The organism is Mycobacterium sp. NGS34 (assembly GCF_059812845.1).
Genome location: NZ_JCALDM010000019.1, coordinates 73710 through 96570, shown reverse-complemented (window position 1 = coordinate 96570; position 22861 = coordinate 73710). Strand labels below are relative to the sequence as shown.

At 69.7% G+C, this 22861-nt stretch carries 21 protein-coding genes; 9 read left to right on the top strand and 12 right to left on the bottom strand.

Features of this window, described 5'->3' with window-relative positions:
* Positions 1–473, top strand: a 473-nt coding sequence (locus AC5Y7V_RS28710; protein WP_499883421.1) for a lipoprotein LppJ family protein, incomplete at its 5' end; no start/stop codon positions are given.
* A 4-nt stretch (positions 474–477) separates the two neighbouring features.
* On the opposite strand, the gene AC5Y7V_RS28705 is transcribed toward AC5Y7V_RS28710, so the two are convergent.
* Positions 478–711, bottom strand: coding sequence for a DUF7218 family protein (locus AC5Y7V_RS28705; RefSeq protein WP_499883420.1), 234 nt, complete (start codon positions 709–711; stop codon positions 478–480).
* A gap of 112 nt (positions 712–823) precedes the next feature.
* Between AC5Y7V_RS28705 and AC5Y7V_RS28700 the strand changes: the two genes are divergently transcribed.
* The 4 genes from AC5Y7V_RS28700 to AC5Y7V_RS28685 all read left to right on the top strand — a co-directional run bounded on the left by AC5Y7V_RS28700 (position 824) and on the right by AC5Y7V_RS28685 (position 4463).
* Positions 824–1963 carry a M42 family metallopeptidase gene (locus AC5Y7V_RS28700; protein WP_499883429.1) on the top strand — a complete coding sequence of 380 codons (1140 nt, stop codon included), beginning with the start codon at positions 824–826 and terminating at the stop codon, positions 1961–1963.
* A gap of 193 nt (positions 1964–2156) precedes the next feature.
* The gene (gene pat / locus AC5Y7V_RS28695) at positions 2157–3101 is read left to right on the top strand and encodes an acetyltransferase Pat (RefSeq protein ID WP_499883428.1); all 945 of its coding nucleotides are present in this window, start codon (positions 2157–2159) and stop codon (positions 3099–3101) included.
* Between the two features lie 6 nt (positions 3102–3107).
* A complete protein-coding gene (locus tag AC5Y7V_RS28690; protein WP_499883419.1) occupies positions 3108–3779 on the top strand; it encodes a DUF5642 family protein in 672 nt (223 codons plus the stop codon).
* A 27-nt stretch (positions 3780–3806) separates the two neighbouring features.
* Positions 3807–4463 (top strand): DUF5642 family protein, encoded by a 657-nt coding sequence (locus tag AC5Y7V_RS28685; protein ID WP_499883418.1) that lies wholly within the window; start codon positions 3807–3809, stop codon positions 4461–4463.
* 61 nt (positions 4464–4524) lie between these two features.
* On the opposite strand, the gene AC5Y7V_RS28680 is transcribed toward AC5Y7V_RS28685, so the two are convergent.
* A complete protein-coding gene (locus AC5Y7V_RS28680; protein WP_499883417.1) occupies positions 4525–5121 on the bottom strand; it encodes an alpha-ketoglutarate-dependent dioxygenase AlkB in 597 nt (198 codons plus the stop codon).
* Between the two features lie 70 nt (positions 5122–5191).
* Here AC5Y7V_RS28680 and arcA point away from each other — a divergent pair, with 70 nt between their 5' ends.
* Positions 5192–6403 carry an arginine deiminase gene (gene arcA, locus AC5Y7V_RS28675; RefSeq protein WP_499883416.1) on the top strand — a complete coding sequence of 404 codons (1212 nt, stop codon included), beginning with the start codon at positions 5192–5194 and terminating at the stop codon, positions 6401–6403.
* A gap of 91 nt (positions 6404–6494) precedes the next feature.
* Here arcA and AC5Y7V_RS28670 read toward each other — a convergent pair whose 3' ends face one another.
* Complete coding sequence (locus tag AC5Y7V_RS28670) at positions 6495–8051, bottom strand: dolichyl-phosphate-mannose--protein mannosyltransferase (protein ID WP_499883415.1); 1557 nt, start codon at positions 8049–8051, stop codon at positions 6495–6497.
* 24 nt (positions 8052–8075) lie between these two features.
* On the opposite strand from AC5Y7V_RS28670, the gene rsmI reads away from it, so the two are divergent.
* On the top strand, positions 8076–8912 hold the full coding sequence (gene rsmI / locus AC5Y7V_RS28665; RefSeq protein WP_499883414.1) for a 16S rRNA (cytidine(1402)-2'-O)-methyltransferase: 837 nt from the start codon (positions 8076–8078) through the stop codon (positions 8910–8912).
* 5 nt (positions 8913–8917) lie between these two features.
* Here rsmI and AC5Y7V_RS28660 read toward each other — a convergent pair whose 3' ends face one another.
* The 5 genes from AC5Y7V_RS28660 to AC5Y7V_RS28640 all read right to left on the bottom strand — a co-directional run bounded on the left by AC5Y7V_RS28660 (position 8918) and on the right by AC5Y7V_RS28640 (position 14252).
* Complete coding sequence (locus tag AC5Y7V_RS28660) at positions 8918–9901, bottom strand: hypothetical protein (RefSeq protein ID WP_499883413.1); 984 nt, start codon at positions 9899–9901, stop codon at positions 8918–8920.
* 120 nt (positions 9902–10021) lie between these two features.
* Positions 10022–11266: an aminodeoxychorismate synthase component I gene (locus AC5Y7V_RS28655; protein ID WP_499883412.1), complete on the bottom strand. Its 1245-nt coding sequence runs from the start codon at positions 11264–11266 to the stop codon at positions 10022–10024.
* A 16-nt stretch (positions 11267–11282) separates the two neighbouring features.
* On the bottom strand, positions 11283–12185 hold the full coding sequence (locus AC5Y7V_RS28650; protein WP_499883411.1) for an RNA polymerase sigma-70 factor: 903 nt from the start codon (positions 12183–12185) through the stop codon (positions 11283–11285).
* Positions 12182–13369 carry an NAD(P)/FAD-dependent oxidoreductase gene (locus tag AC5Y7V_RS28645; RefSeq protein ID WP_499883410.1) on the bottom strand — a complete coding sequence of 396 codons (1188 nt, stop codon included), beginning with the start codon at positions 13367–13369 and terminating at the stop codon, positions 12182–12184. Before AC5Y7V_RS28645 ends, AC5Y7V_RS28650 begins: the two co-directional genes overlap by 4 nt.
* 88 nt (positions 13370–13457) lie before the next feature.
* The gene (locus AC5Y7V_RS28640; protein ID WP_499883409.1) at positions 13458–14252 is read right to left on the bottom strand and encodes an FkbM family methyltransferase; all 795 of its coding nucleotides are present in this window, start codon (positions 14250–14252) and stop codon (positions 13458–13460) included.
* 250 nt (positions 14253–14502) lie between these two features.
* On the opposite strand from AC5Y7V_RS28640, the gene AC5Y7V_RS28635 reads away from it, so the two are divergent.
* Both AC5Y7V_RS28635 and AC5Y7V_RS28630 read left to right on the top strand, forming a co-directional pair.
* The gene (locus tag AC5Y7V_RS28635) at positions 14503–16368 is read left to right on the top strand and encodes a putative bifunctional diguanylate cyclase/phosphodiesterase (protein WP_499883408.1); all 1866 of its coding nucleotides are present in this window, start codon (positions 14503–14505) and stop codon (positions 16366–16368) included.
* Positions 16369–16373: 5 nt separating this feature from the next.
* Positions 16374–18050, top strand: coding sequence for a hypothetical protein (locus AC5Y7V_RS28630; protein ID WP_499883407.1), 1677 nt, complete (start codon positions 16374–16376; stop codon positions 18048–18050).
* Here AC5Y7V_RS28630 and AC5Y7V_RS28625 read toward each other — a convergent pair.
* From AC5Y7V_RS28625 to AC5Y7V_RS28610, 4 genes are read right to left on the bottom strand one after another with little or no spacing between them, the layout of a single operon-like run.
* Positions 18044–18715, bottom strand: coding sequence for a class I SAM-dependent methyltransferase (locus AC5Y7V_RS28625; protein WP_499883406.1), 672 nt, complete (start codon positions 18713–18715; stop codon positions 18044–18046). The two genes, AC5Y7V_RS28630 and AC5Y7V_RS28625, sit on opposite strands and share 7 nt — an antisense overlap.
* An 8-nt stretch (positions 18716–18723) precedes the next feature.
* Positions 18724–19815, bottom strand: coding sequence for a glycosyltransferase family 4 protein (locus AC5Y7V_RS28620; protein WP_499883405.1), 1092 nt, complete (start codon positions 19813–19815; stop codon positions 18724–18726).
* Positions 19812–21299, bottom strand: coding sequence for an O-antigen ligase family protein (locus tag AC5Y7V_RS28615; protein ID WP_499883404.1), 1488 nt, complete (start codon positions 21297–21299; stop codon positions 19812–19814). The genes AC5Y7V_RS28620 and AC5Y7V_RS28615 overlap by 4 nt, the downstream gene beginning before the upstream one ends.
* Positions 21296–22858, bottom strand: a complete 1563-nt coding sequence (locus tag AC5Y7V_RS28610) for a tyrosine-protein kinase domain-containing protein (protein ID WP_499883403.1) — start codon at positions 22856–22858, stop codon at positions 21296–21298. The genes AC5Y7V_RS28615 and AC5Y7V_RS28610 overlap by 4 nt, the downstream gene beginning before the upstream one ends.
* Positions 22859–22861: the final 3 nt, after the last annotated feature.

The following is a 22861-nucleotide window of genomic DNA, read 5'->3' as shown; positions in this document are numbered from 1 at the left end:
TTCCGAAACCGCATTCCTCGGGCTCTTCCAACCCCTTCGACGATTCCGCCCACCCGCTGACCGACGATCAGACCAAGGCCCAGGTGATCGAGCCGGCCAAGGAGATCGTCGCCGCCGCGGACCTGCAGGGCGTCGACGGGGGGTTTTCGTTCGCCTCCTGCAACGACCAAGGCGATCCCCCCTATCAGGGCAGGGTGACGATCGGGTTTTTATTGCAGGGCGACCCGGACGCGTACTTCGGGCACATCCGCGACGCGATGCGCGCTCACGGCTGGAGCGAGGGCGCCCCGCCGGGGCAGCACTACCACGGCACCACGCTGAACAAGAACGGTGTGACCGCGAACATGAGCTTCTTGCCGTCCGACCACAGCCGCGGACAGATCATCCTCTACGGCGAGTGCCGGGACACCACCGACCACCACCACGACCCGGGCGCCGGACTCGATATCACCAGCCAGTTGACCGCGCGCTGAGGAGCTAGCTGGACTTCTTGCCGCCCTTGCGGCCCGCGGCTTTCTTCTGGGACGTGTTACCGCCGCTGCCGCTACCGCTGCTACGGCTGCTTTGGGCGTTGCCCGAACTCTTGCCGCCCCGGCTGGAGGCGCCGGGCGAATTCGAGATCGCCGCCGCCCGGGACTTGCTCATCCCCTTTTTACGCGGACCCTCGTACTGTTTGTCGTTCTTGACGCTGGACCCATGATCCTTCGTCACTTTGGTCTCCTTCACACCGTGCAGGCCGAATACCCACTTTCGACCGCGTTGCCGGTACGCGATTTGGGTACTGATCCAGTTGTCGACCGAGCCCATCGAGCGGAAGGACCAGATGGCGCCCCGTGATCCCGATGCGACCGAAGCGCTGCTGAAAGAACTGCTGTGGACCTACGGGCCGTGCGGCCAGGAGGACGAGGTGCGGGCGGTCTGCGCCCGCGAACTGGAACCCGTCGTCGACGACATGTGGACCGACGAGGCCGGCAACCTCGTCGGCTACGTCGCCGCGGGCGGTGCCCCCGAAGGCCGTCGGCACCGCTCGGCCGCGACCGCCGGACCCAGCGCCGCGACGCGCGTCATGGCGCACATGGACGAATTGTCGATGCTGGTCAAGCGGATCGAGCCGGACGGTTCGCTGCACGTGACGCAGCTGGGCACCATGTATCCCGGCAACTTCGGGCTCGGCCCGGTCGCCGTCCTCGGCCAGTACGAGACGCTCACCGCGGTGCTGACCCTCGGCTCCGAGCACACCACCAAGGAGAGCCGGCGGATCTGGGAGACCAAGCCGGATGCGGGTGACAAGGCGCTGGACTGGGAGCACGTCTACGTCTTCACCGGCCGCAGCGGCGAGGAGCTGGCCGACGCCGGCGTGCGACCCGGCACGCGGGTGTGCGTCGAGCGGAGCAAGAGGACGCTGGTCGAGATCGGCGACTACGTCGGCTGCTACTTCCTCGACGACCGCGCCGCGGTGACCGCCCTGCTGCGCGCCGCTCAACTGCTGCGGGATAGCGGAAAGCGGCCCCACGACGACGTCTACCTCGTGTTCACCACCAACGAGGAGATCGGCGGGGTGGGCGGTTCCTACGCCAGCGCCGCGCTCCCCGGCACGCTCACGCTCGCGCTCGAGGTCGGGCCCACCGAGCAGGAGTACGGGACCACCGTGGCCGGCGGTCCGATCGTCGGCTACAGCGACGCCCTATGCGTCTACGACAAGGACGTCGCCGATCGGCTGATGGCCATCGCCTCCGACAAGGGACTGCAGCCGCAGGCCGCGGTGCTCGGCGCGTTCGAGTCCGACGCCTCCCACTCCAAGGCCAACGGGCTGACCCCGCGGGCGGCCCTGCTGTGCCTGCCGACGCTCAGCACACACGGCTACGAGGTCACGTCTCGGCGCGCCATCGACGGCATGGCCACGATCGTCGCCGACTTCGTGCTGCACCCCGGCGACGAGAATCGTTCCGGCACAACGGATTAACTTCCGCCCGTGACGTTGTTCGACATCGACCGGGCCGGCTGACGAGAACGGCAGGCTACGGTTACGGCGGCGCATCCTTGCCGCGCCGGGAACGCAACCCATAACGTGGACAGGGTCCGAGATCACAACACGGATCAGCGGGGACATCGCAGTGGCCGAACTGACCGGCGCGCGGGCCGAAGAGCTCGCGACGATGGACATCTTCGAAGGCTGCCCAATCGAGGAGCTGGTGCCGCTGGCGGCCCGCCTCCAGCCGCTGCGCGCCGCCGCGGGCCAGGTGCTGATGCAGCAGGGTGAGCTGGCGGTGTCGTTCCTGCTCATCTCGTCGGGAACCGCCGAAATCAAGCGAGTCGACAACGACGGCACGGTCAACGCCGGGCAGGTGTCGCCGGGCACCATCGTGGGGGAGATCGCCCTGTTGCGGAACATCCCGCGCATCGCGACCGTCACCACGGCCGAACCGCTGACCGGCTGGATCGGCGACAACGACGCCTTCATCCGGATGGTGCACCTGCCGGGGGTCATGCCGCGGTTGCTGCGCACGGTGCGCCAGCGCCTGGCCGAATTCATCACCCCGATCCCCATCGAGGTTCGCGACGGCACCCGCCTGATGCTGCGCCCGGTCCTGCCCGGCGACGACGAGCGCACCGTGCACGGCCACATCCAGTTCTCCAGCGAGACGCTGTATCGGCGGTTCATGACGGCCCGCGTCCCCACCCCGGCGCTGCTGCACTATCTGTCCGAGGTCGACTACGTCGATCACTTCGTGTGGGTGGTGACCGACGGGGATGACCCGGTGGCCGACGCCCGCTTCGTTCGCGACCAGAACGATCCGACGACCGCCGAGATCGCCTTCCTCGTCGCCGACGCCTATCAGGGCCGGGGCATCGGCAGCTTCCTGATCAGCGCGCTGTCCATCGCCGCGAGGGTCGACGGCGTCGAAAGGTTCTCCGCGCGAATGCTTTCCGACAACTCGCCGATGCGCGCGATCATGGACCACTACGGCGCGGTCTGGGAGCGCGAGGATATCGGCGTCATCACCACCGTCATCGACGTGCCCCGCCGGCTGATTTTCGGACGCCACATGGCCGAACAGATCAAGCGCGTCGCCCGTCAAGTGATCGAAGCGGTCGGCTGAACGGGCATGCGGCCCTTCTGGATTGGCGTTCCAGTGGTCCTGCTGGCGGCGTGCGCGCACGCGTCGGCGCCCGCGCCGTCCGCCACGCCCACCAAATCGGCCACCCCCAACGCCACCGTCAACCCCGCCAACATCAAGCGGGTGGTCGGCGCGCTGCCGCCGCACTACGAGGTGGCCACCGGCATCCCGAGCGGGCTCACCCCGAGTGTCGTCTGGAGCCTCCAAGCCGACGCGACGGCCAAGCCGCCGCAGTGCGCGACGCTGGCCGACCCGGGCAACGGGCGTGACCAATCCGCGCAGGGCTTCTCCGGGTCGGGGACCGGCGGCATCGTCGACGCGGTGGTGATGACTTTGCCGGGGCCGGTGGACCTCGACCAGGGCGTCGTTGCGGCGTGCGGGCGGTGGACCATGGGCGACGGTCACACCACGGCAAGCGTTCGGCTCGTCGATGCCCCCCACATCGACGGTGTCGCGACCCTCGGCATGGTGGCCGACACCAAGTCGTCCGTCGAGTCCGGAACCGAAATCGATTCGCGCACATACACCTTCACCGCGTATCTGGGCAACTACTACGCGTTCACGACGCTGACCACCGACCCCGGTTCGGCGCTGCCCGCGCTGCCGCCGCAATTCGCCGCCGACCTGCTCGTCAAAACGGTGTCCACGTTGCGCGGCTGAGCGTCCGTGTTGGGTAGATTGGCCACGATGTTGAAGGTGTTGCTCGCGACCGCATCCGTGTGCGTGCTCGCCGGATGCTCGTCGGGCGGCGACCCCGCACCCGCGAAGGCGGACATCGGCAAGGTCGCCGATGTCAAGTCCAGCTTCGGGCCCGACTACAAGGTCACCGACATCCCCGTTCGCGGCGTCGACCCCAAGCTGCTCTCGGCCCGCAAACTGCCCGACGGCCTGACCTTCGACCCGGCGAACTGCGCGAAAGTGGCGGTGGGCCCGGACATGCCACCCGACCTGCAGGGCAACATGGCCGCCGTCTCCGCCGAGGGCAACGGCAACCGGTTCGTCGTCATCGCCCTGGAGACGTCAAAGGCCCTGCCGTTCAACGAGCCCGGAAAGGACTGCACCAAGGTCGCATTCGCCGGGACCGGGGTAAGGGGCGGCATCGAGGTGATCGATGCGCCGCACATCGACGGGGCCCGCACGACGGGCGTGCACCGCGTCCTGCAGGCCGTGGTCGGCGGGGGAGCTCGCATCGGCGAGCTGTACGACTATTCGGCTCAATTCGGGGATTACCAGGTGATCGTCATCGCCAATCCGCTCGTCATTCCGGACCAGCCGGTGGCCAAGATCGACACCCAACGCGCGCGCGACCTGCTCGTCAAGGCCGTGGCCGCGGTCCGTTCCTAGCCGATGGCGGCGACCCACGGCGCCCCGCAGGGACGTTGCTGCCGCGTCCGCGGCAGCGCCGCTAACGCACGTCGCGGGGCCGGAACTGGATGCTCACGCGCGGGCCGGTGGGCGCCGACGTCTTTGGCACCGCGTGCTCCCAGGTGCGCTGGCATGATCCGCCCATCACCAGCAGATCGCCGTGCGCCTGAGGCAGTCGCAGCGACGGCCCGCCGCCGCGCCGCCGCATCGCAAACGTCCGGGTCGCGCCCAGGCTGACGATCGCCACCATGGTGTCCTGCGAGTTGCTGCGCCCGATGGTGTCGCCATGCCAGGCGACGCTGTCCGAGCCGTCGCGGTAACAACACAATCCGACGGTGGTGAAGGGCTCGCCGAGCTCGCCCGCGTAGATGTCATTGAGCCGCCGCCGCAGCTTGCCCAGCAGCGGGTGTGGGGGATCCTCCACCGTCAGGTCGTGAAAACTGACCAGCCGCGGCACGTCGACCACCCGGTCGTACATGTGGCGGCGCTCGGCCCGCCATGGAACGGTCGACAGCAGGTCGGCGAGCAGGTCGTCGGCCTCGGCCAGCCAGCTGGCGCGGACCTCGATGAAGGCGCCGTCACCGAGCTGCCTGCGCTCGGTGTGCTGGAACAGCGAGCCCTGTACCGCGATGCTCACGGCGCCCAGTTTATCGCACATCCGTTCGATGAGGATGGGGCCGGGCTCGCGACCGGCTACCGTTTTCAGGGTGGGTGTTGTTGAGCTGGGCACCAATTCCGAAGTGGGCGCGCTGCGGGTCGCCATCCTGCACCGCCCCGGCGCCGAGCTGCGCCGGCTCAATCCGCGCAACAACGACCAGCTGCTCTTCGACGGCCTGCCCTGGGTCGCGCGGGCGCAGGAGGAGCACGACCAGTTTGTCGAGCTGCTGCGGTCCCGCGGGGTCGAGGTGCTGCTGCTGTCGGACCTGCTGACCGAGGCGCTCAGTCACAGCGGGGCGGCCCGGATGCAGGGCGTCGCCGCCGCGGTGGACGCCCGCAGGCTCGGAACGCCACTGGCGCAAGAACTTTCGGCCTACCTGCGCGGGCTGGACCCGGTGACGCTGGCCAACGTGCTGATGGCCGGCATGACGTTCAACGAGCTGCCGCCGGACACCCGCACCGAGGTCTCCCTGGTGCTGCGCATGCACCACGAGGCGGATTTCGTCATCGATCCGCTGCCGAACCTGGTGTTCACCCGCGACTCGTCGATATGGATCGGGCCGCGGGTGGTGATCCCGACCCTGGCGCTGCGGGCGCGCGTTCGCGAGGCATCGCTGACCGATCTGATCTACGCCCATCACCCGCGGTTCACCGGGGTGCGGCGCGCCTACGAGTCGCGCACCGCCCCCGTCGAGGGCGGCGACGTGCTGCTGCTCGCCCCCGGCGTGCTCGCGGTCGGGGTCGGCGAACGAACCACCCCGGCCGGCGCGGAAGCGTTGGCGCGCAGCCTCTTCGACGACGATCTCGCGCACACGGTGCTCGCGGTGCCGATCGCCCAGCGGCGCGCGCAGATGCACCTGGACACGGTGTGCACGATGGTCGACACCGACACCGTGGTGATGTACGCGAACGTCGTCGACACGCTGTCGGCCTTCACGATCCAGCGCACCCCCGACGGCGTCACCATCGGCGACGAGACGCCGTTCCCGGAGGCGGCCGCCAAGGCGATGGGCATCGACAAGCTGCGGGTCATCGGCACCGGGCTGGACCCCCTCGTCGCCGAGCGCGAGCAGTGGGACGACGGCAACAACACGTTGGCCCTGGCGCCCGGCGTCGTCGTCGCCTACGAGCGCAACGCGCAGACCAATGCCCGCCTCGAGGAGGAGGGCATCGAGGTGCTCACCATCGCGGGTTCGGAGTTGAGCACCGGCCGCGGCGGCCCGCGGTGCATGTCCTGTCCCGCCGCCCGCGACCCGGTGTAGTTCGCCGATTTTGTGCCGAGATTGCCGTCATGGTCGTGATCGCGCGCCAATCGCAGCCACCACGGCAATCTCGACGCAGCCGCACAAAGAACTAACGCCAGCTGGGCAGCCAGATCTCCATGTTCCACGTCTGCTGGGAGATCGGCAGGCCGGTCAGCACCGGGAACAGCCACGCGAAGTTCGTCACCACTAGGGCCACGTAACACGAGACCGCGATCAGTCCCAAAGTGCGTCGCTCGGACCCTTGATTGCGGGCGTAGAGGATGTCGCCGCAGATCAGCGCGATGCCCATGGCCAAAAACGGCGCCATCGTCGAGGCGTAGAAGAAGTACATCTGCCGATCGATGTCGGCGAACCATGGCAGCCACCCCGCGCAGTAACCGGTTAAGACGGCCCCATAGCGCCAGTCGCGGCGCACCAGCGTTCGCCAAAGCGCGTAGAGCAGCACCGGCACCGCGAGAAACCATAGAGCGGGCGTGCCCACCAACATCTCCGCCTTGACGCACGACTGCGCGCCGCAGCCGGGGACGTTCTGCTGATCGATGGCGTACAGAACCGGCCGCAACGACATCGGCCAGCTCCACGGTTTTGATTCCCACGGGTGGTAGTTGCCGGCGGAATTCGTCAGGCCTGCGTGGAACTGGAAGGCCTTGGCGGTGTAGTGCCATAGCGAGCGAATTGCGTCGGGCACCGGAACAACGGAGTGCGGGCCGATCGACTGGCCGACCTCGTGGCGGTCGATCGCGGTCTCGGACGCGAACCACGGCGCGTAGCTGGCGAGGTAGACCGCGAAGGGAATCAGGGCCAGCGCGTACCCGGTGGGCACCAGGTCGCGCCGTAAGACCCCCAGCCATGGCCGGTTGACTTGATATTGGCGCCGCGCCGCGACGTCGAACGCCAACGACATGACGCCGAAGAACAGCACGAAATACAGGCCGGACCACTTTGTCCCGCAAGCCAATCCGAGCATCACCCCGGCTAGAAAGCGCCACCAGCGCACGCCCAGCCTTGGGCCCCAAACGGTTTCGGCGCTGCGGCCCTCCGCCAGCGCGATGTGCAGCCGCCAGCGCACCTGATCGCGGTCGACGATGAGCGCGCCGAACGCCGCCACCACGAAGAAGGTCAGCAGGCCGTCGAGCAGGGCGGTCCGCGCGGTGACGAAGCTGACGCCGTCGCAGATGACCAGCACCCCGGCGATCGCGCCGACCAGCGTCGAGCGGCTGATCCGCCGCACGATCCGCATCACCAGCACCACCATGACGACGCCGAGCAGCGCGCCGGTGAACCGCCAGCCGATCCCGTTGTAGCCGAAGATCGCCTCGCCGAACGCGATCAATTGCTTGCCGACCGGCGGGTGCACCACCAGACCGAACCCGGGGTTGTCCTCCACCCCGTGGTTGTGCAGCACCTGCCACGCCTGCGGCGCGTAGTGCTTCTCGTCGAAGACGGGCGTGCCGGCATCGGTCGGCGAGCCCAGGTTGAGGAAGCGGGTCACCGTCGCCAGCACCGTGATCACGCCGGTCGCGACCCAGCCGCGGATGGTGTCGGTCGGCCCGAAGTCCACCACCGGAACGAGCGGACCGGGGCTGTCGAGGGGTACGACACGCTCGCGCTCGGCGACGGCGCTTTCGCGGGGCGGGGCGGTCATCACGTCGATCGTAGGCTGTCCGTCATGACCTCCGGTCGCCTATTACTGGGCGCGACACCGCTGGGCCAGCCGTCGGATGCCTCGCCACGCCTGATCGACGCGCTGGCCCGCGCCGACGTGGTGGCCGCCGAGGACACCCGGCGGCTGCGGATCCTGGCCAAGGCGCTGGACGCCGATATCAAGGGGCGGGTGGTCAGCCTGTACGACCGGGTCGAGGCCGCCCGGGTGCCCGCCCTGGTCGACGCGATGACGGCCGGCGCGACGGTGCTGTTGGTCAGCGACGCCGGGATGCCGTTGATCAGCGACCCCGGCTACCGGCTGGTGACCGCGTGCGTCGAGGCCGGGGTTCCCGTGACCTGCCTGCCCGGGCCGTCGGCGGTGACGACCGCGCTCGCGGTGTCCGGGTTGCCGTCGGAGCGGTTCTGCTTCGAGGGGTTCGCCCCGCGCAGGAAGGCGGCGCGCCGAACCTGGCTGGCCTCGCTGGCCAACGAGCGACGCACCTGTGTGTTCTTCGAATCGCCGCGGCGGCTGGCGGCGTGCCTGCGCGACGCCGCCGACGAACTGGGCGGTGCCCGCCGCGCGGTGGTCTGCCGGGAGCTGACCAAGGTGCACGAGGAAGTGGTGCGCGGGTCGCTCGAGGAGCTGGCGGCGTGGGCGGCCGACGGGGTGCTCGGCGAGATCACGGTGGTGCTCGCCGGCGCGACGCCGCGCGCCGACCTGCCGTCGCTAGTGGCGCAGGTGGAGGAGCTGGTCGCCGGCGGGGTGCGCGTCAAGGACGCGTGCAGCGAGGTCGCCGCGGCGCATCCGGACGTGCGGACGCGCCAGCTCTACGACGCGGTTCTGCAGCTACGCGGCGAGTAGCTCTTCTAAGGCGTGCAGGCCTTGAGCGGGCCGATCCCCGGCGTGCAGATCTGCGGGTGCGGCGGCAGGGGCGGCGGCCCGGGCAGCGGCGGCAGCGGGGGTGGCCCCGCGGGGAGCGGCGGTAACGCCGGCAGCGGCGGAAGGGGCGGCGGACCGGCCGGCAGCGGGGGCAGGGCCGGCAGCGGTGGGGCGGCGGGCAGGGCCGGCAGCGGCGGGGCGGCGGGCAGGGCCGGCAACCCGGCGGGAACCGCGGGCAAGGCGGGCAGCGCGGGCAGGGCGCCCGGCGCGGCCGCCAACACCGCCGGAATAGCGGCGGACGCACCCGGAACGGCCGCCGCCGCACTCGGGACGGCCGCCGCCGCGAGGGCAAGGCCCGGGATGGCCGGCACGCCAAGGGTGAAGCCGGCCGGCAGCAGGCCGCTGCTCTTGAGGTAGGCGAGCGCGATGGCCGCGGTGGAGGCGGTTGCCACGACGCTGGTCCCCACACCGACCACGGTGGTTCCCACGCCGACCACGCCCTGGACGATCGACCAGGCGGTTTGTGCCCCGGCGGGCGCGGCGGAGATCGCGGCCGCGTTGTCTATGGCGCCGGGCAGTTGCGGCAGGACCGCGGCCGCGGCGTCAGGCAAACCCGAGTCGAATCCGCCCGGAAACGAGGCCCCCGAGGCGGGTGCGCCGCCGCTCCCGCCGATTCGCGGTGCCCCGGACACCGCTCCAGTGCTCCCCGGGCCACCGGGCATTGTCGGGTTGGTCGCCTCCGCGACCGGCTTGGGTGCGTCCCCTGTGTTCGCGGCGGGGGCGGCCTGCGTGCCGGGCGCCGACGGCGGCGTCTCGGGCATTAGAACCGACGCCACCTTCTGGCAGGGGGCCCCGCCGGGGCCGCATGGTCCCGCGGCGGGCAGCGGCGAGCTGACCGAGGTCAGGGGCGTGACCGCCAGCGTCCCGCCCATCAGGGCGGACGCGACGGCGCCCAGCACAGCGATTCTCATGACGGCCCCCTCCGGCAGTCGACTCGCGATCGGCGCGGGTCAATCCCTGAAGCTTAAGCAAAAGCCGCACGTCGCGTGGGGGGTTAGCCGAAATTCACGGCCGGGGCGCCGACGCGTCACCTAACCGGCCGCCGCGATCAGCGGCAAGCCGACGATCGGGGCCGCCTTGTGCAGGCACTCGTCCCATTCGGCGTCGGGATCGGAGTCGGCGGTGATGCCGCCGCCGACGCCGAGCACGGCACCGCCGCCCGCGTCGAACTCGACGGTGCGGATCGCGACGTTCAGCTCGCATCCGGCGATCGGGGAGGCCAAACCGATTGTCCCGCAGTAGATGCCGCGACGGTTATGCTCCCACTGCGAAATCAGTTGCCGCGCACGGTGTTTGGGAGTTCCGGTGACCGAAGCCGGGGGGAAGGCGGCGTCCAGCAACGCCGACGTCGGGACCTCGACCGGAACGCGCGCCGACACCGTGGAGACCAGGTGCCACACGCCCGGCGCGCGGCGCACCACCAGCAGCTCGGGCACGGTGACCGTGCCGACGCTCGCCACGCGGCCGAGGTCATTGCGGACCAGGTCGACGATCATGATGTTTTCCGCGACGTCCTTGGCCGACGCGCGCAGCGCGGACGGCCAGGCATCCAGCGGCAGCGTGCCCTTGATGGGGCTGGACGTCACGACCGCGCCGCGACGCCGCAGGAAAAGTTCCGGGGACAGCGACGCCACCGCGCCCCACGGCCCCGCGACGTAGGCCGCCCGGGCCGGGGAGGTGCGCGCCACGCCGTCGGCGAAGAAATCCAGCGGGGCCCCGCTGACCGAACCCGTGAATTGCGTGCATACGCAGGCCTGATAGACCTCGCCGGCGCGGATCGCCTCCAGACAGGCCAGGACCCCGTCGCGGTGCGCGGCCCGGTCGGCGGCGCCCCAGTCGATCCGGCACTCACGCGGAGGTGACGGCCCGGCCGCCAGCGCGGCGCTCAGCCAGCCCGGCATCGACGCGCCGGACAGGCTTTCGTACCACCAGATGCCGTCGCGGTCGCGGCGCAGGACGCAGTCGGTCCAGCCGCCGGCGGCCTCGGGGATCCGGTTTCGCCGGCCGTCGGCGCCGGGATCGGGATAGGACAGGTAGCCGACCCACCCGCCGCCCACCGCCTCCGAGTCGGGCGCCGGGGCGCCCAGCCGGACCGCGAAGGCGTCGTCGACGGCGACCGGCCGCGCCGCCAGGCTGGGCGCGATCACCGCCGGCGAACCGAACCACTCGCCGGTCAGTGCGGCGGGCGGCGGCAACCCGAGCCGGCCGGTGGCGTCGCCGACGGCGCGCAGCACCCGGGGGGCGGCGCCGAGGTCGCCAAGCCGGTCGGTTCGCACCGCCCTAGTCTGCCGCCTAGCCGCGGCTGATGTCGCGAGCAGTGGCCAGGGCCGCCAGCTTTTGCGGGTTGCGCATCACGTAGAAGTTGGTGATCTTGTCGCCGGCAATCTCCAGGGTGATCACGCCCTCGAGCTGTTCGCCGAGGTAGAGCAGCACGGCCGGGGCGCTGTTGCAGGTCACCATGTCCACGCGCGCCCCGGGCATGCCGGCGGCCTTGCGCATCAGCCCGGCGATCGCCCGGGCCACCCGGTCGGCGCCGACGACCGGGCGGCGGGCGGCGCTGACGACGCCGCCGCTGTCGGCCGTCCAGGTGGCGTCCGGGGCGAGCATCGCCATCAGCGCCTCGACGTCGCCGCTGGCCGCCGTGGCCAGGAACTGGGCGGTGATTTCGGCGTTGCGTTCCGGGTCGGCGGCGTCGAAACGCTTGCGCCGCGCCCGCACGTGTTCGCGCGCGCGGTGCGCGACCTGACGCACGGTGGGCGCCGGCTTGCCGACCGCGTCGGCGATCTCGCCGTAGTCGAAGCCGAACACCTCGCGCAGCACGAACACCGCGCGCTCGTCGGGGCTGAGGGTTTCCAGCAACACCAGCATCGCCATCGAAACCGATTCCGCCAGAACGACATCGGCCGAGGGATCCTGCTCGTCGAGGAGCAGCGGCTCGGGCAGCCAGGGCCCCACGTACTCCTCGCGGCGGCGCGCGTCGGCCCGCAGCGCGTTCAGCGCCTGCCGGGTGACCAGCTGGGCCAGGTAGGACTTGGTGTCGCGCACGGCCGTCAGGTCCACGTCGGCCCACCGCAGATAGCTGTCCTGTAGCACGTCGTCGGCCTCGGTCGCCGAGCCGAGGATCTCGTAGGCGATCGTGAACAGCAACGGTCGCAACACCGTGAATCGTTCGGCGTGCTCGGACGGTGGGGTCACGGCAGCGCGACCTGCTCGTCGGCCGGGGATTGCGCGAGCCGCCTGCCGCCCTTGAACCAGAAGTACGAGCCGGGCTTGGCGGCCTCGCGCCGGATGGCCCACAGCGTGCCCTTGCAGACCGTCTCCTTCACCGATGCCGCGACCCGGCCGCCGACGTAGACCTCCACCGGGGTGTCGTCCTTGCGGGCGAGCTGGATGGTGCCGTGCGAACGGCCCAGGCTGACGCACTGCCCCGTGAACGCCTGGTCCAGCAGCGCCGGGGCCTCTCCCGCGATGCGGCTGAGCACCGTGTTGGCGGCCTGGATCCCGAGCGGGCCGGCGGCCTGGCAGCTCATCCGCAGCGGCTGGCCCGACGGCGCGGCCGCGTCACCCGCGGCGACGATGCGCTGGTCGTCGATGCTGGTCAGCGTCTCGTCGGTGAGCAGCCGGCCCAGCGCGTCGGTGCTCAGCCCGCTGCGCGCGGCCAGGTCCGGTACGGCGAAACCCGCCGTCCACACCGTCGCCGCGCTGGGCAGCACCGCTCCGTCGGTGAGCACCACCGCGTCCCAGCGCACCTGGCTTGTCGCGGCGGATTCGAGGACGTTGACGCCGAGGTGGCGCAGCTGCTTGCCGACGGACCGCCGCCCACGGTCGCTGAGCGAGGGGCCGAGGATGCCGCCGCAGACCAGGGTCACCGGGCGCCCCGCTTCGGCCAGCTCGGACGCGGTTTCGATGCCGGTCAGACCGCCGCCCACCACGGTGACGGGCGACGCCAGCGGCAGGTCGGCGAGGGCGTAGCGCAGCCGCTGCGCGCTTTCCAGGTCGGCGACCGAGTGCGCGAACTCGGCCGCGCCGGGCACGGTCAGCGGCATCGCGCCGGTGCTGCCGACGGCGTAGATCAGGTAGTCGTAGTCCAGCTCGGCGCCCGAGGCCAGCATCAGGCGCCGGTCGGCCGCCTCGATGCGGTCGACGGCGTCGATGACCAGCCCGACGCCCTCGCCCAGCAGCGTGTCGTAGTCGGCGACCGCCGCGCTGGTGTCGGCCACCAGCTGGTGCAGCCGGATCCGCTCGACGAACACCGGGCGCGGGTTGACCAGGGTGATGTCGACGTCGGCGCGCCGGCGCAGGTGGTTGGCGGCCAGCGTTCCGGCGTATCCGCCGCCGACGACGACGACGTGGGTTCTTGGGGCGGCCGGCTGGGTCATTTCTGTCTCCTACTCTCAGGGGGCTCGTGCCCTTGAGACACCGCGGGCGGGCCGGCCGTGACAGTCCGGGGCACGGCTGTGAGCCGTTTCACACGCCCTTCGGGACGAAGACGAAGTTGTTGACGTAGACGCCGTGCGCCGCCCAGCCGTCCCCGCGGCCGCCGATGTTGGCCGGGTCCTGGTGCCGCACCGCGTCGAACTCCCCGATCGGCCGCCGGCCGTCGCCGGTGTCGAAGTGGCCCTCGTACCCGAGGCCCGACAGCAGCTCGGTGATCGCGGCGACGGCGCCCGGATGGTGGCGTTCCTCGGCCTCCACCAGGACCGCCGGCCGGTTGCGGGTCAGCGTGTCCGTCGCGCCGCGCAGCACGGCCAGTTCGTGGCCCTCGACGTCGATCTTCACCAGGCCGACGTCGCCCAGGTGCAGGTCGTCGAGCCGCTTGACCGGCACCTCGATGCTTTGGACCGCGCCGCCGTCCGCGTCGCCCAGGGCGTTGTCGCTGTCGATCGTGCTGCGGCCCGGGTCGGACTCCACCACCCGCATCGTCGTCACGCCGGGCTTGTCGGAAAGCGCCACGGCCTCCACCCGGACCGGCGCGCCGACCGCGTCGAACATCGACGCGAGGTCGCGCGCCTGGGCCGGCCGCGGTTCGAACGCGATCACCGATCGCGACGCCGCGAGCATCGCGATCGTGAACTCGCCGACGTCGGCCCCGATGTCGAGCGAGACGCGGTCGGGATCGCACAGCGACGCGACCAGTCGCACGTCCTGCCGGGCCTCGCCGAGGCGTTGCAGGATGCCGTACTTGCGGCGCCAGAACAGGCGGGGCGCCAACGTCTTTGCCGCCGGCGCGAGCCAACGTTTCGCCGAGCGTGCGACAGGCATTTGCGGTGGTCTCCCGTCCTCTTGGGGGGCTTTGGGGGCCGCGCTTGACCCGGGCTGAGCCGGGTCGCACATGATACGCTTCGCATCTATTCGTGACCTGCCCCGGGCCGAATGCAGCCACCGCGAAAGTATGGGGCTCCCCAGTGCGCACCGGCGTGCATCGGGCGAGGCAAACTGGAAGACGAACACCCCCCTGATTGGGCCCCCGAACCGGCCAAGCCCAGCTGGGACACGCCCATCGGAGGAGTCCTTGCCGCGCAGCCTGGATCTCGTCGTCACCTCCGTGGCCACCCAGCTGATGGAGGCGACGGGAGCCACCGCGACCAAGGTCAGCGAGAGGGTGCTCGCGCAGCTCGTCGAGCAGTTCGATCTCGACGCGTGCTTCCTGCGCCACCACGACCACGACATCCGCGCCTCGGTCCTGGTGGCCGAATGGCCGCCGCGCACCGACGTGCCCGACCCCGACCCGATGGCCGTCGTCCACTTCACCAGCGCCGACCCGGTGCTCGCGCAGTGCGAGCACGGCAGGAAGCCGGTCGTGATCCGGCCGGAGCCGAACAACGGCGGGTTCCGCCGCCGCCTTGGCGGCGCAAAGCAGCCCACGTCGCCGTCGGTGGCCGCCGCGCCCCTGGTCTCGGGCGAGGCCACCACGGGCGTGCTCGGCTTCGTCAAGAACGGCGCGCGCAAGTGGAAGCAAGAAGAGATCAACACGCTCGAGGCCATCGCGGCGCTGTTCGCCCAGCTGCAGGTGCGGATCGCCGCCGAGGAGAAGCTGCGCTACCTGGCCGAGCACGACGACCTGACCGGTCTGTACAACCGGCGGGCGCTGGTCGCGCACCTGTCCGAGCGGCTCGCGCCGGGCAGCCCCGGGCCGGTCGCGGTGTTGTATCTCGACCTGGACCGGCTCAAGCCGATCAACGACTACCTCGGCCACACGGCGGGCGACTGGTTCATCCGCGTTTTCGCGCAACGCATTCGGGTGTGCGCGGGCAACCAGAGCATGATCGCCCGGCTGGGCGGCGACGAGTTCGTCGTCATCCCGGACCAGGCGATGTCGACGGGGACGGCGGAGTCGTTCGCCCGCCGGCTGGGGTCGATGCTGCGCGAGCGGTTGGCCATCGGCGGACACATGATCACCCGCACCGTCAGCATCGGGCTGGCGGTGGGTATGCCGGGGCGTGACAACAGCACCGACCTGCTGCGCCGGGCCGACGAGGCCGTGCTGACCGCCAAGCGCGCGGGCGGCAATCAGGTGGCCCTGTCCACCGACGACATGTCGCTGAAAAGCGCCTTCCGCAACGACATTGAGCTGCACCTGCAGGGTGACATCGACAGCGAGGCGCTGCTGCTGCACTACCTGCCCGAAGTCGACCTGTGGACCGGCGCCATCGTCGCCGCGGAGGCTCTTGTCCGCTGGCGGCACCCGATCTGGGGCCTACTGCTGCCGGACTCGTTCATCGGGGTGGCCGAGTCGACCAACCTGGCCGGGGAGCTCGGCCGCTGGGTGATGCGAGCCGCCTGCGCCGAATTCAGCCGGTGGCGCGCCAACGGCGTTGGGCAGAGCGCGGTCCTGCGCATCAACGTCTCGCCCATCCAACTGATCACGCGAGGCTTCGTGCGCAGCGTCGCCGACACCATCGACGAATTCGGCATCGACGGCGGATCGGTCTGCCTGGAGATCACCGAGCGGGCGGTGGTGCACGACATCGAAACCACCCGCAAGACGCTGCACGAGCTCAAGGAGGTCGGGGTCCAGATCGCCATCGACGACTTCGGTACCGGCTACGCGGTCCTGTCGCACCTGAAGTCCCTCCCGGTCGACATGCTCAAGATCGACACCGGGTTCGTGCGCGACCTCGGCACCAACGCCGGCGACCTGGCCATCGTCCGGGCGATCATCGGTCTGGCCGAGGCGTTCGGACTGCAACTGGTCGCGGAGGGAGTCGAAACACCCGCCGCCGCACTGACTTTGATGCAGCACGGGTGTCACCGGGCGCAGGGCTTCCTGCTGTCCCGGCCGGTGCCGGGCAACGCGATGGAAGCCCTGCTGTCCGCGCGCTGGATGCCGATGCCGTTCCTCGCCGACCGCGAGGCGCTGTCGTTAGGCGCGATCTAACCCAGATGTTTCGGTCATTCAAAAAGGGCGCTGCCGCCGTTATTGCGTGCACGGCGCTGTTGCTGAACGGATGCGGCGGTCACGCCAATCCGGGGCCGCTGTCCGCGATGGTCTTTCCGGCGATCCCGCCGACGGTTCAGGAGATCGCCAACCCGCTGCGCGGGCAGTACGAGGATTTGTTGGTTCCGCTGTTCCCGCAAGGCAATCCGGCCCAGCAGCGATACCCGGCCTGGCCCGCGTCCTACGACGCCAGCCTGCGCGTCTCGTGGCGGCAGCTGCAGCCCACGGACCCGCACACCCTGCCGCCCGACGCTCCCGACGATCGCAAGTTCGACTTCAGCGTGATCGACGACGCCCTGACGAAGCTGGCCAACCGCAACATGCGGCTGACGCTTCGCGTGTACGCCTACAACTCCTGTTGCAACGACTCGTATCCCGACAACACCAACCTCGCGATTCCCGACTGGATGCGGTCGTCGGCCACCAACTATCCCGCGCCGCCGAACAGCCCCACCCCCGGGGTGACGCAGGTGGTGCCCAGCTGGAACGACCCCGCCTACCTCAACGCTTTCGGGCAGCTGCTGGCCGCGCTGGGCCGCCGCTACGACAACGACGAGCGGCTCAGCGTCTTCGAGTTCTCCGGGTACGGGGACTTCAGCGAGAACCACATCGCGTACCTGCGTGACGTGTTGGGCGCGCCGGGTCCGGCGCCCGACGAAAGCGTGGGAATGCTGGGGTATTACAGCCAGTTCCGGGATCAAAGCATTACCAAGGCATCGATCCAGCAGCTGGTGACGGCGAACGTCAACGCGTTCCCCCACACGCAATTGGTGGTCACCCCGCAGAATCCCGAGATCGTGCGCGAGCTGCTGGCCGACGACGTCACGAAGAAGCTGTCGGCGCCGGTGGGCATCCGGGCGGACTGCCTCGGCGTCTATGCACCGATCCAGACCTGGGCCGAGTCCAACGAGTCCTACTACGTGAAGACGAACGATCCGGTTGTCAACGCGCTGAAGCAGCGGCTGACCTCGGCGCCGGTGATCACCGAGTGGTGCCAGTTGCCCAACGGAACCGATCCGAAGTCCTACTACGAGAAGGCCCTGCACGATGTCGTCAGGTATCACGTGTCGATGACGTCGAGCGTCAACTTCGCGGACCGCGACTCCAGGTCGGCGATGGATCCCAAACTGTTCCTGCTGTGGGCGCAGGCGAATATCTCTGCGGGCTACCGGTATTCGGTCGAGGCCCGGCCGGGCTCCCAGTCGATACAGGGCAATACGGCGCGCATATCCGTCGCCTGGACCAACTACGGCTCCGCGGCGGCCACCGAGCAGTGGACGCCCGGCTACAAGCTGGTGGATTTCTCGGGGGCGGTCGTTCGCAGCCTGCCGGCGACGGTCAACCTCAAGGGGCTGGTCAGCGACGACACCAGCACGACGCGCGAGGAGGCGGTCCCGGCGACGACGACGGAGTCGGTGCGCGTCGACCTGAACGGCTTGGCGCCGGGCCACTACACGCTGCGCGCGTCGGTGGACTGGCAACAGCACAAGCCGAACGCTTCCCACGTCGTGAACTACGCGCCGATGTCGTTGGCCCGCGACGGTCGCGACGGGTCGGGCCTGTATCCGATTGCCACGCTGGACATTCCGCGTGACTCGACCACGTCACCGAACGGTCAGTGAGCCGTCGCGTCGCCATTCCTGATGGCGACCAGGGACTTGACCAATCCGGCAAACCGCTCGTACCAAATATCCGATAACGGGAAATATCGACGCATCTGCGAGATGCCGATCAACTCGATTTCGTCGACCTGATCTTGCGCCGCCTCGCGGCTGTGGGTCCGGATGTGGCCGCGGTTCCAATGCATCGACACTTGCACGCGCGCCTCGTAGGGCAACCATTGGATGCCGGGGAATAGCCAGTGCGGTTCGATCGGAAAATAGCGGTATGGCGTCTGCACCCAGTGCCGGTCGGCCAGGACGTGAATGTTGTCAGCCAGCCGTTGCCGTTGCACGTGGCCGCCCACGTGCTCGAGCAGCGAGTTGGAGAACACCAGATCGAAGCGCTCCTTGGCGAGCGAGCTCGGAAGCTCGCATGCGTCACCCTGAACCGCGACAATGTTCGGAGCCTCCGATTCCGCAGGCGCCAAGTTGACCGTGACGACCGACTCGGGCCGAACGGGCGCGAGTCGCCATGACTCCGGCGTTCCACCCAGATCCAGCACCCTCATTTCCGACAACGACGGAAAGCAGCTGCTGAAGTGCTGCCATCGGCGCGCGCGGGCGCGCCCAGACAGCGATTGCCTTGAGTTGACATCCGTTGCGGTGTCTCGCAGCCAGTTCGACATTCCAACCCTCACACCTTGACGCGGTCGTGCCGCGCGAGATCGCTCCACAGCAGCGCCAGCGACTCATACCAAGGCGCCAGCCCGAAGTCGAGAACTCGGCTGCGTGCGGCCGTCCCCAGCCGGGTTCGGAGGCTCTGATCGGTGACGAGTGCCGTCAGCGCCTCGGCTATCCGGTCCGACGAGCCGGGCTGTACGACGATGCCGGTGACGCCGTCGGTCACGGCTTCCCCGATGCTGCCGACGGACGTGGTTACCGGCGCCAGCCCATAGGCCATGGCCTCCAACAACGCCATTGGCAGACCCTCATCCCGGCTGGGCAGCAGGAAAACGTGTGCGGTCGAAAGCAGTTCGTCGCGCTCCGCCGGGTCCAGCCAACCCGCCACGTGAATTGTTTCGCCGACGCCCGCGGCCGTCACCGCGGCGCGCACCTCGTCGACATCGCCGTCACCGGCCAGCGTCACACGCAGCCTGCCGCGGACCGTTGGGTCGAGTGCTGCCACGGCCGCGACGACGTCGTAGCTGCCCTTGCGCGTGCCCATCCGCCCCAACGCCACGGCGTGCACCCGCTCGACACCGGATTGGGTCACCGGCACCTCCGGAACCCGGACAGCGTTGTGCAGAACGCTGATTCGGTTGTCGGGCAGCCCCAATCGGCTGGCGTACTCGTCGACGTGACGCTCGCCCAAGACCACCCAGCGGTCAGCGACGAGGGCGCGGCGTACGGCGGCCCGCGCCGGCGACGGCAGCCGGTCGAACCAGCCGCCGTAGTCGTAGCTATGCCCGTGCACCACCGCCGGAACGCCCGCCAGCCGGGCTGCCCACAACGTCACCGCCTTGCGAACCACGCTGCCGCCGTGAGCCATGTTCACGTGCAGCACGTCGGCGCGGCCACGCATGAGCAACCAACTGGCCCATAGCATTCCGCGTACGCCGACCAGCAGTTTGACGAAACGTGACCGGTCCACGTAAGTGGGCACCACGGTGACGCGGAGTGATTGGTCGGGATGCGCCGCCATCAACGCGGCCACCGTCGCCATGCCGCCGCGGCTGTTCGCGTCGGACGGGGCCGGTCCGACCACGAGCACCCGCACCACGCTCATCGCAGGGCCCCGATCGGCACGGGCTCGGTGGCGGGCTCGGCGTCGGTGTCGACGGCCTCATCCGACGTGCCGGAACGCCGCCGCAGGCGGGCGAACGCCAGGGCCGCACCCAGCGCCATGCCCAGCGTCATGGCGTTGGCCGGGTCCTCGGGCAGCGGGTCGACGACGGACATCACCAGCAGACCGGCGCTGACCGCTGCGCTGGCTTTGGCCGGCGCCGAGGCGCTGCGCAGCGCCACAACCAGCGGTGTGAGCGCGAACACGGCAAACGCCGCCATGCCCACCGCGCCGGATTTGGCCAGCCACCACAGGTAGAAATTGTGCGAATAGGTGGTGCCCAGCGTGTTCGTGAACGCGTCGGGGTCCCTGCCGAATGGCTCTTGATACGCAAAGCCCAGCCCGTGCCCGAACACCGGCGCCTTGGCGATCGCCCGGTTGAGGTTGGCGTCTTCGGCCAACCTGTCCAGCGTCGACGAGTCCACGGCAAGCGCGCTGCTCGACACACCACCCAGCACTCGGTGGCTGAACCCGTTGAGCTGGTCGTTCAACCACGCGCCGGCTGCGGAATGCTGCAGCAGAAACAGCGCGCCGGGCACCGCCACCGCCAAAATCCCCGCGCCGGCAATGGTCAGCCTGGCCGCCCGCCGCAGGGATGCCCAGCCCAGGGTGGCGAGAAATGCCACGGCTGCGGCCACGCCCACGGCGATCAGGGTGTTGCGGGAGAACGCCAACACCGAAACGATCAACGCGGGCAAGCCCAAAGCGAGGTACCAAAAGGGCTTTATGCGACCGACGATCTGGGTCGCCACCAGCGCGGCGAGAACGGCGATCGCCGGCGTCAGGGTGGCGGTGATGACCCGGCTCGCGGTGTCGCCCGTGTCCCCCTGCAGGCTTTCCAGCCGGCCGGCCAGCTTAAGGCCGCCCGAGGAACTTGCGACAGCCATGCCCGCCGAAAACCACAGGATGAGAACCATCGCGTGGATCGACAGCTTCACGTGGCCGCCGTACACAATCAGCATGGCCAGCACGAACCCGGCGACCATTTCGAGCAGAAAGGTGGTCTCCCGCAGGATAACCGCGGCGGGATGTCCCATCGCGAAGCCGACTGCCGCGAAGTAGGCCACCGTCAGCGCGAAGACCCCCGGCAATAGGTACTCGGACAAGCGCAGCCGCACCGCCGGCAGGAGGAACCCGATGGCCATCACCAGCACAACGTGAGAGAGGTAGATGGTCACGGGGCCGACCACCTTGCCGATGTGCAACCCGTCGGGAAGCGCGGCGAACCCCAAGAACAGCGCCACCCCGATCATCATCTCCGGCCTCGTCCAATACACCACCAGGCAGAACGACAGGCCAATCAGCAGCATCCCCTGGGTGGTGTTGCGCACCGCCAGTACTCCAAACACAAAGCAGCCGAACAGGAACGCCGCGAGGATGGCGCCAGACATCGCCAGCCGGTGGCGACTTCGCAGATAAAGGATCACGCCCGTGAGCCCAATTTGGTCCGGTAGGTCCGTGCCGCTGCCCGGGAGTGACGGGGTATCCGGGCATCGGTCAGCACCGTGCCGACGACGTCGGCACCGGCAGCACGCAGAGCGGTCAACGCGTCGTTGAGTTCGTCCTCGGTGGTGCGGCCCGCTCGGACCACCAACACCGTGGCGTGGACGGCAGCGCCCAGGAGGCCGGCGTCGGCCGTTGCCAGCACCGGTGGACCGTCGATCACGGTCCGGTCAAAGGTCGCCGACACGTCTTGCAACACCTTGTCGAGTACCTCGGGTAGGTATGCGCTGCACGGCTGCGTGTCCCGGCGGACCGCTCGTGACGCGAGGATGAACAGCTTCGGAATAGGAGTCGGCTTGACGGCTTCCGGCGCGATGTCGGGATCGGCCAACGCGTTGGCCAAGCCCTCCCCGGAATCGACCTTCAGCAGGCCGGCGATCACCGGTCGGCGAGTGTCGCCCTCGACGAGCAGGGCCTCTTCGCCGGATTCGGCGAATGCCCTAGCCAGGTTCAGCGCGGTCGTCGTGGTGCCCTCGCCTCCGAATGGCGCCGTCAGCAGCACCCGGCGCGTGCCCGGTTGCATCGCCCGCAGCAGACGCGCACGCAAACCGCGGATCGCGTCGTCGAATGAGATATCCGTGCCGAATCGCGGTGCGGTGCCGCGTTTTCCGGGGAGCTCGGCCAACGTCGGCAGCTCGGAGATCTGCTCCAGCTTGGCGCGATCGCGAACGGTCCGGTCGGCGGCCTGACGCGTCAACGCCACACCGGTCCCCAGCAGCAGCCCGGCAACAAGTCCCATCGCCATGTTGCGCACCGGAACTGGTTGGATCGGGCTATCCGGTACCCCCGGCTGCTCCACGATGGTCGCCCGGGCGATCGGCGTGTTGGGACTGGGCGCAGGTGGCACCGCCTGGGGCTGCGCCGGCTGCGGCGGCGCGACCGGCGGTTCCGCGGACGGGGTGGCGTCGCCGGTGGGTTGCGTCGCGGGCTGGCCGTCGGCGTCCTGCGCCGCGGGCGCCGTCGACGGAGGCGCTTGCGGTGCGGGTGCGGGTGGCGGCGGCGCCTGAGGTGGCGAGCTGTTCACCAGCGCCACCGGGTCCTTCGGATTCGCGCCAAGGGCGCCGACCATCCCGGTGAACGTGTCTGCCATCGCCTTCGCCAGTGCCGCAGCCCGGTTCGGATCGGTATCCCTGACCGAGATGGTGAACATCGTCGACTTTGGGATGTACTCCACGTGGGTTTCGCCTGCCAGAACGTCCGGGCTGATCGGGAGCCGGAACTGGGTGACCGCGCGCTGCGCCGCAGCGTGGCCGCCGGCTATCGCCGCATACGACGACAGGCGTTCCTGGGCGGCCTGCGTTCCCGAGTACACCTGGGTCAGGTCGGTTTCGCCCGTAAACGAGATGAGGATGGTGGCCGAGGACTGGTAGAGCTTCGTCTGCAACACCGTAATGGCCGCGGCTCCCGCGAGACACGCCAGCAGTGCGCCGACAAAAAGCTTCCAGTGCGTTGTCAGCGTCCTGACAAAAGTTCGAAAATCCATCGG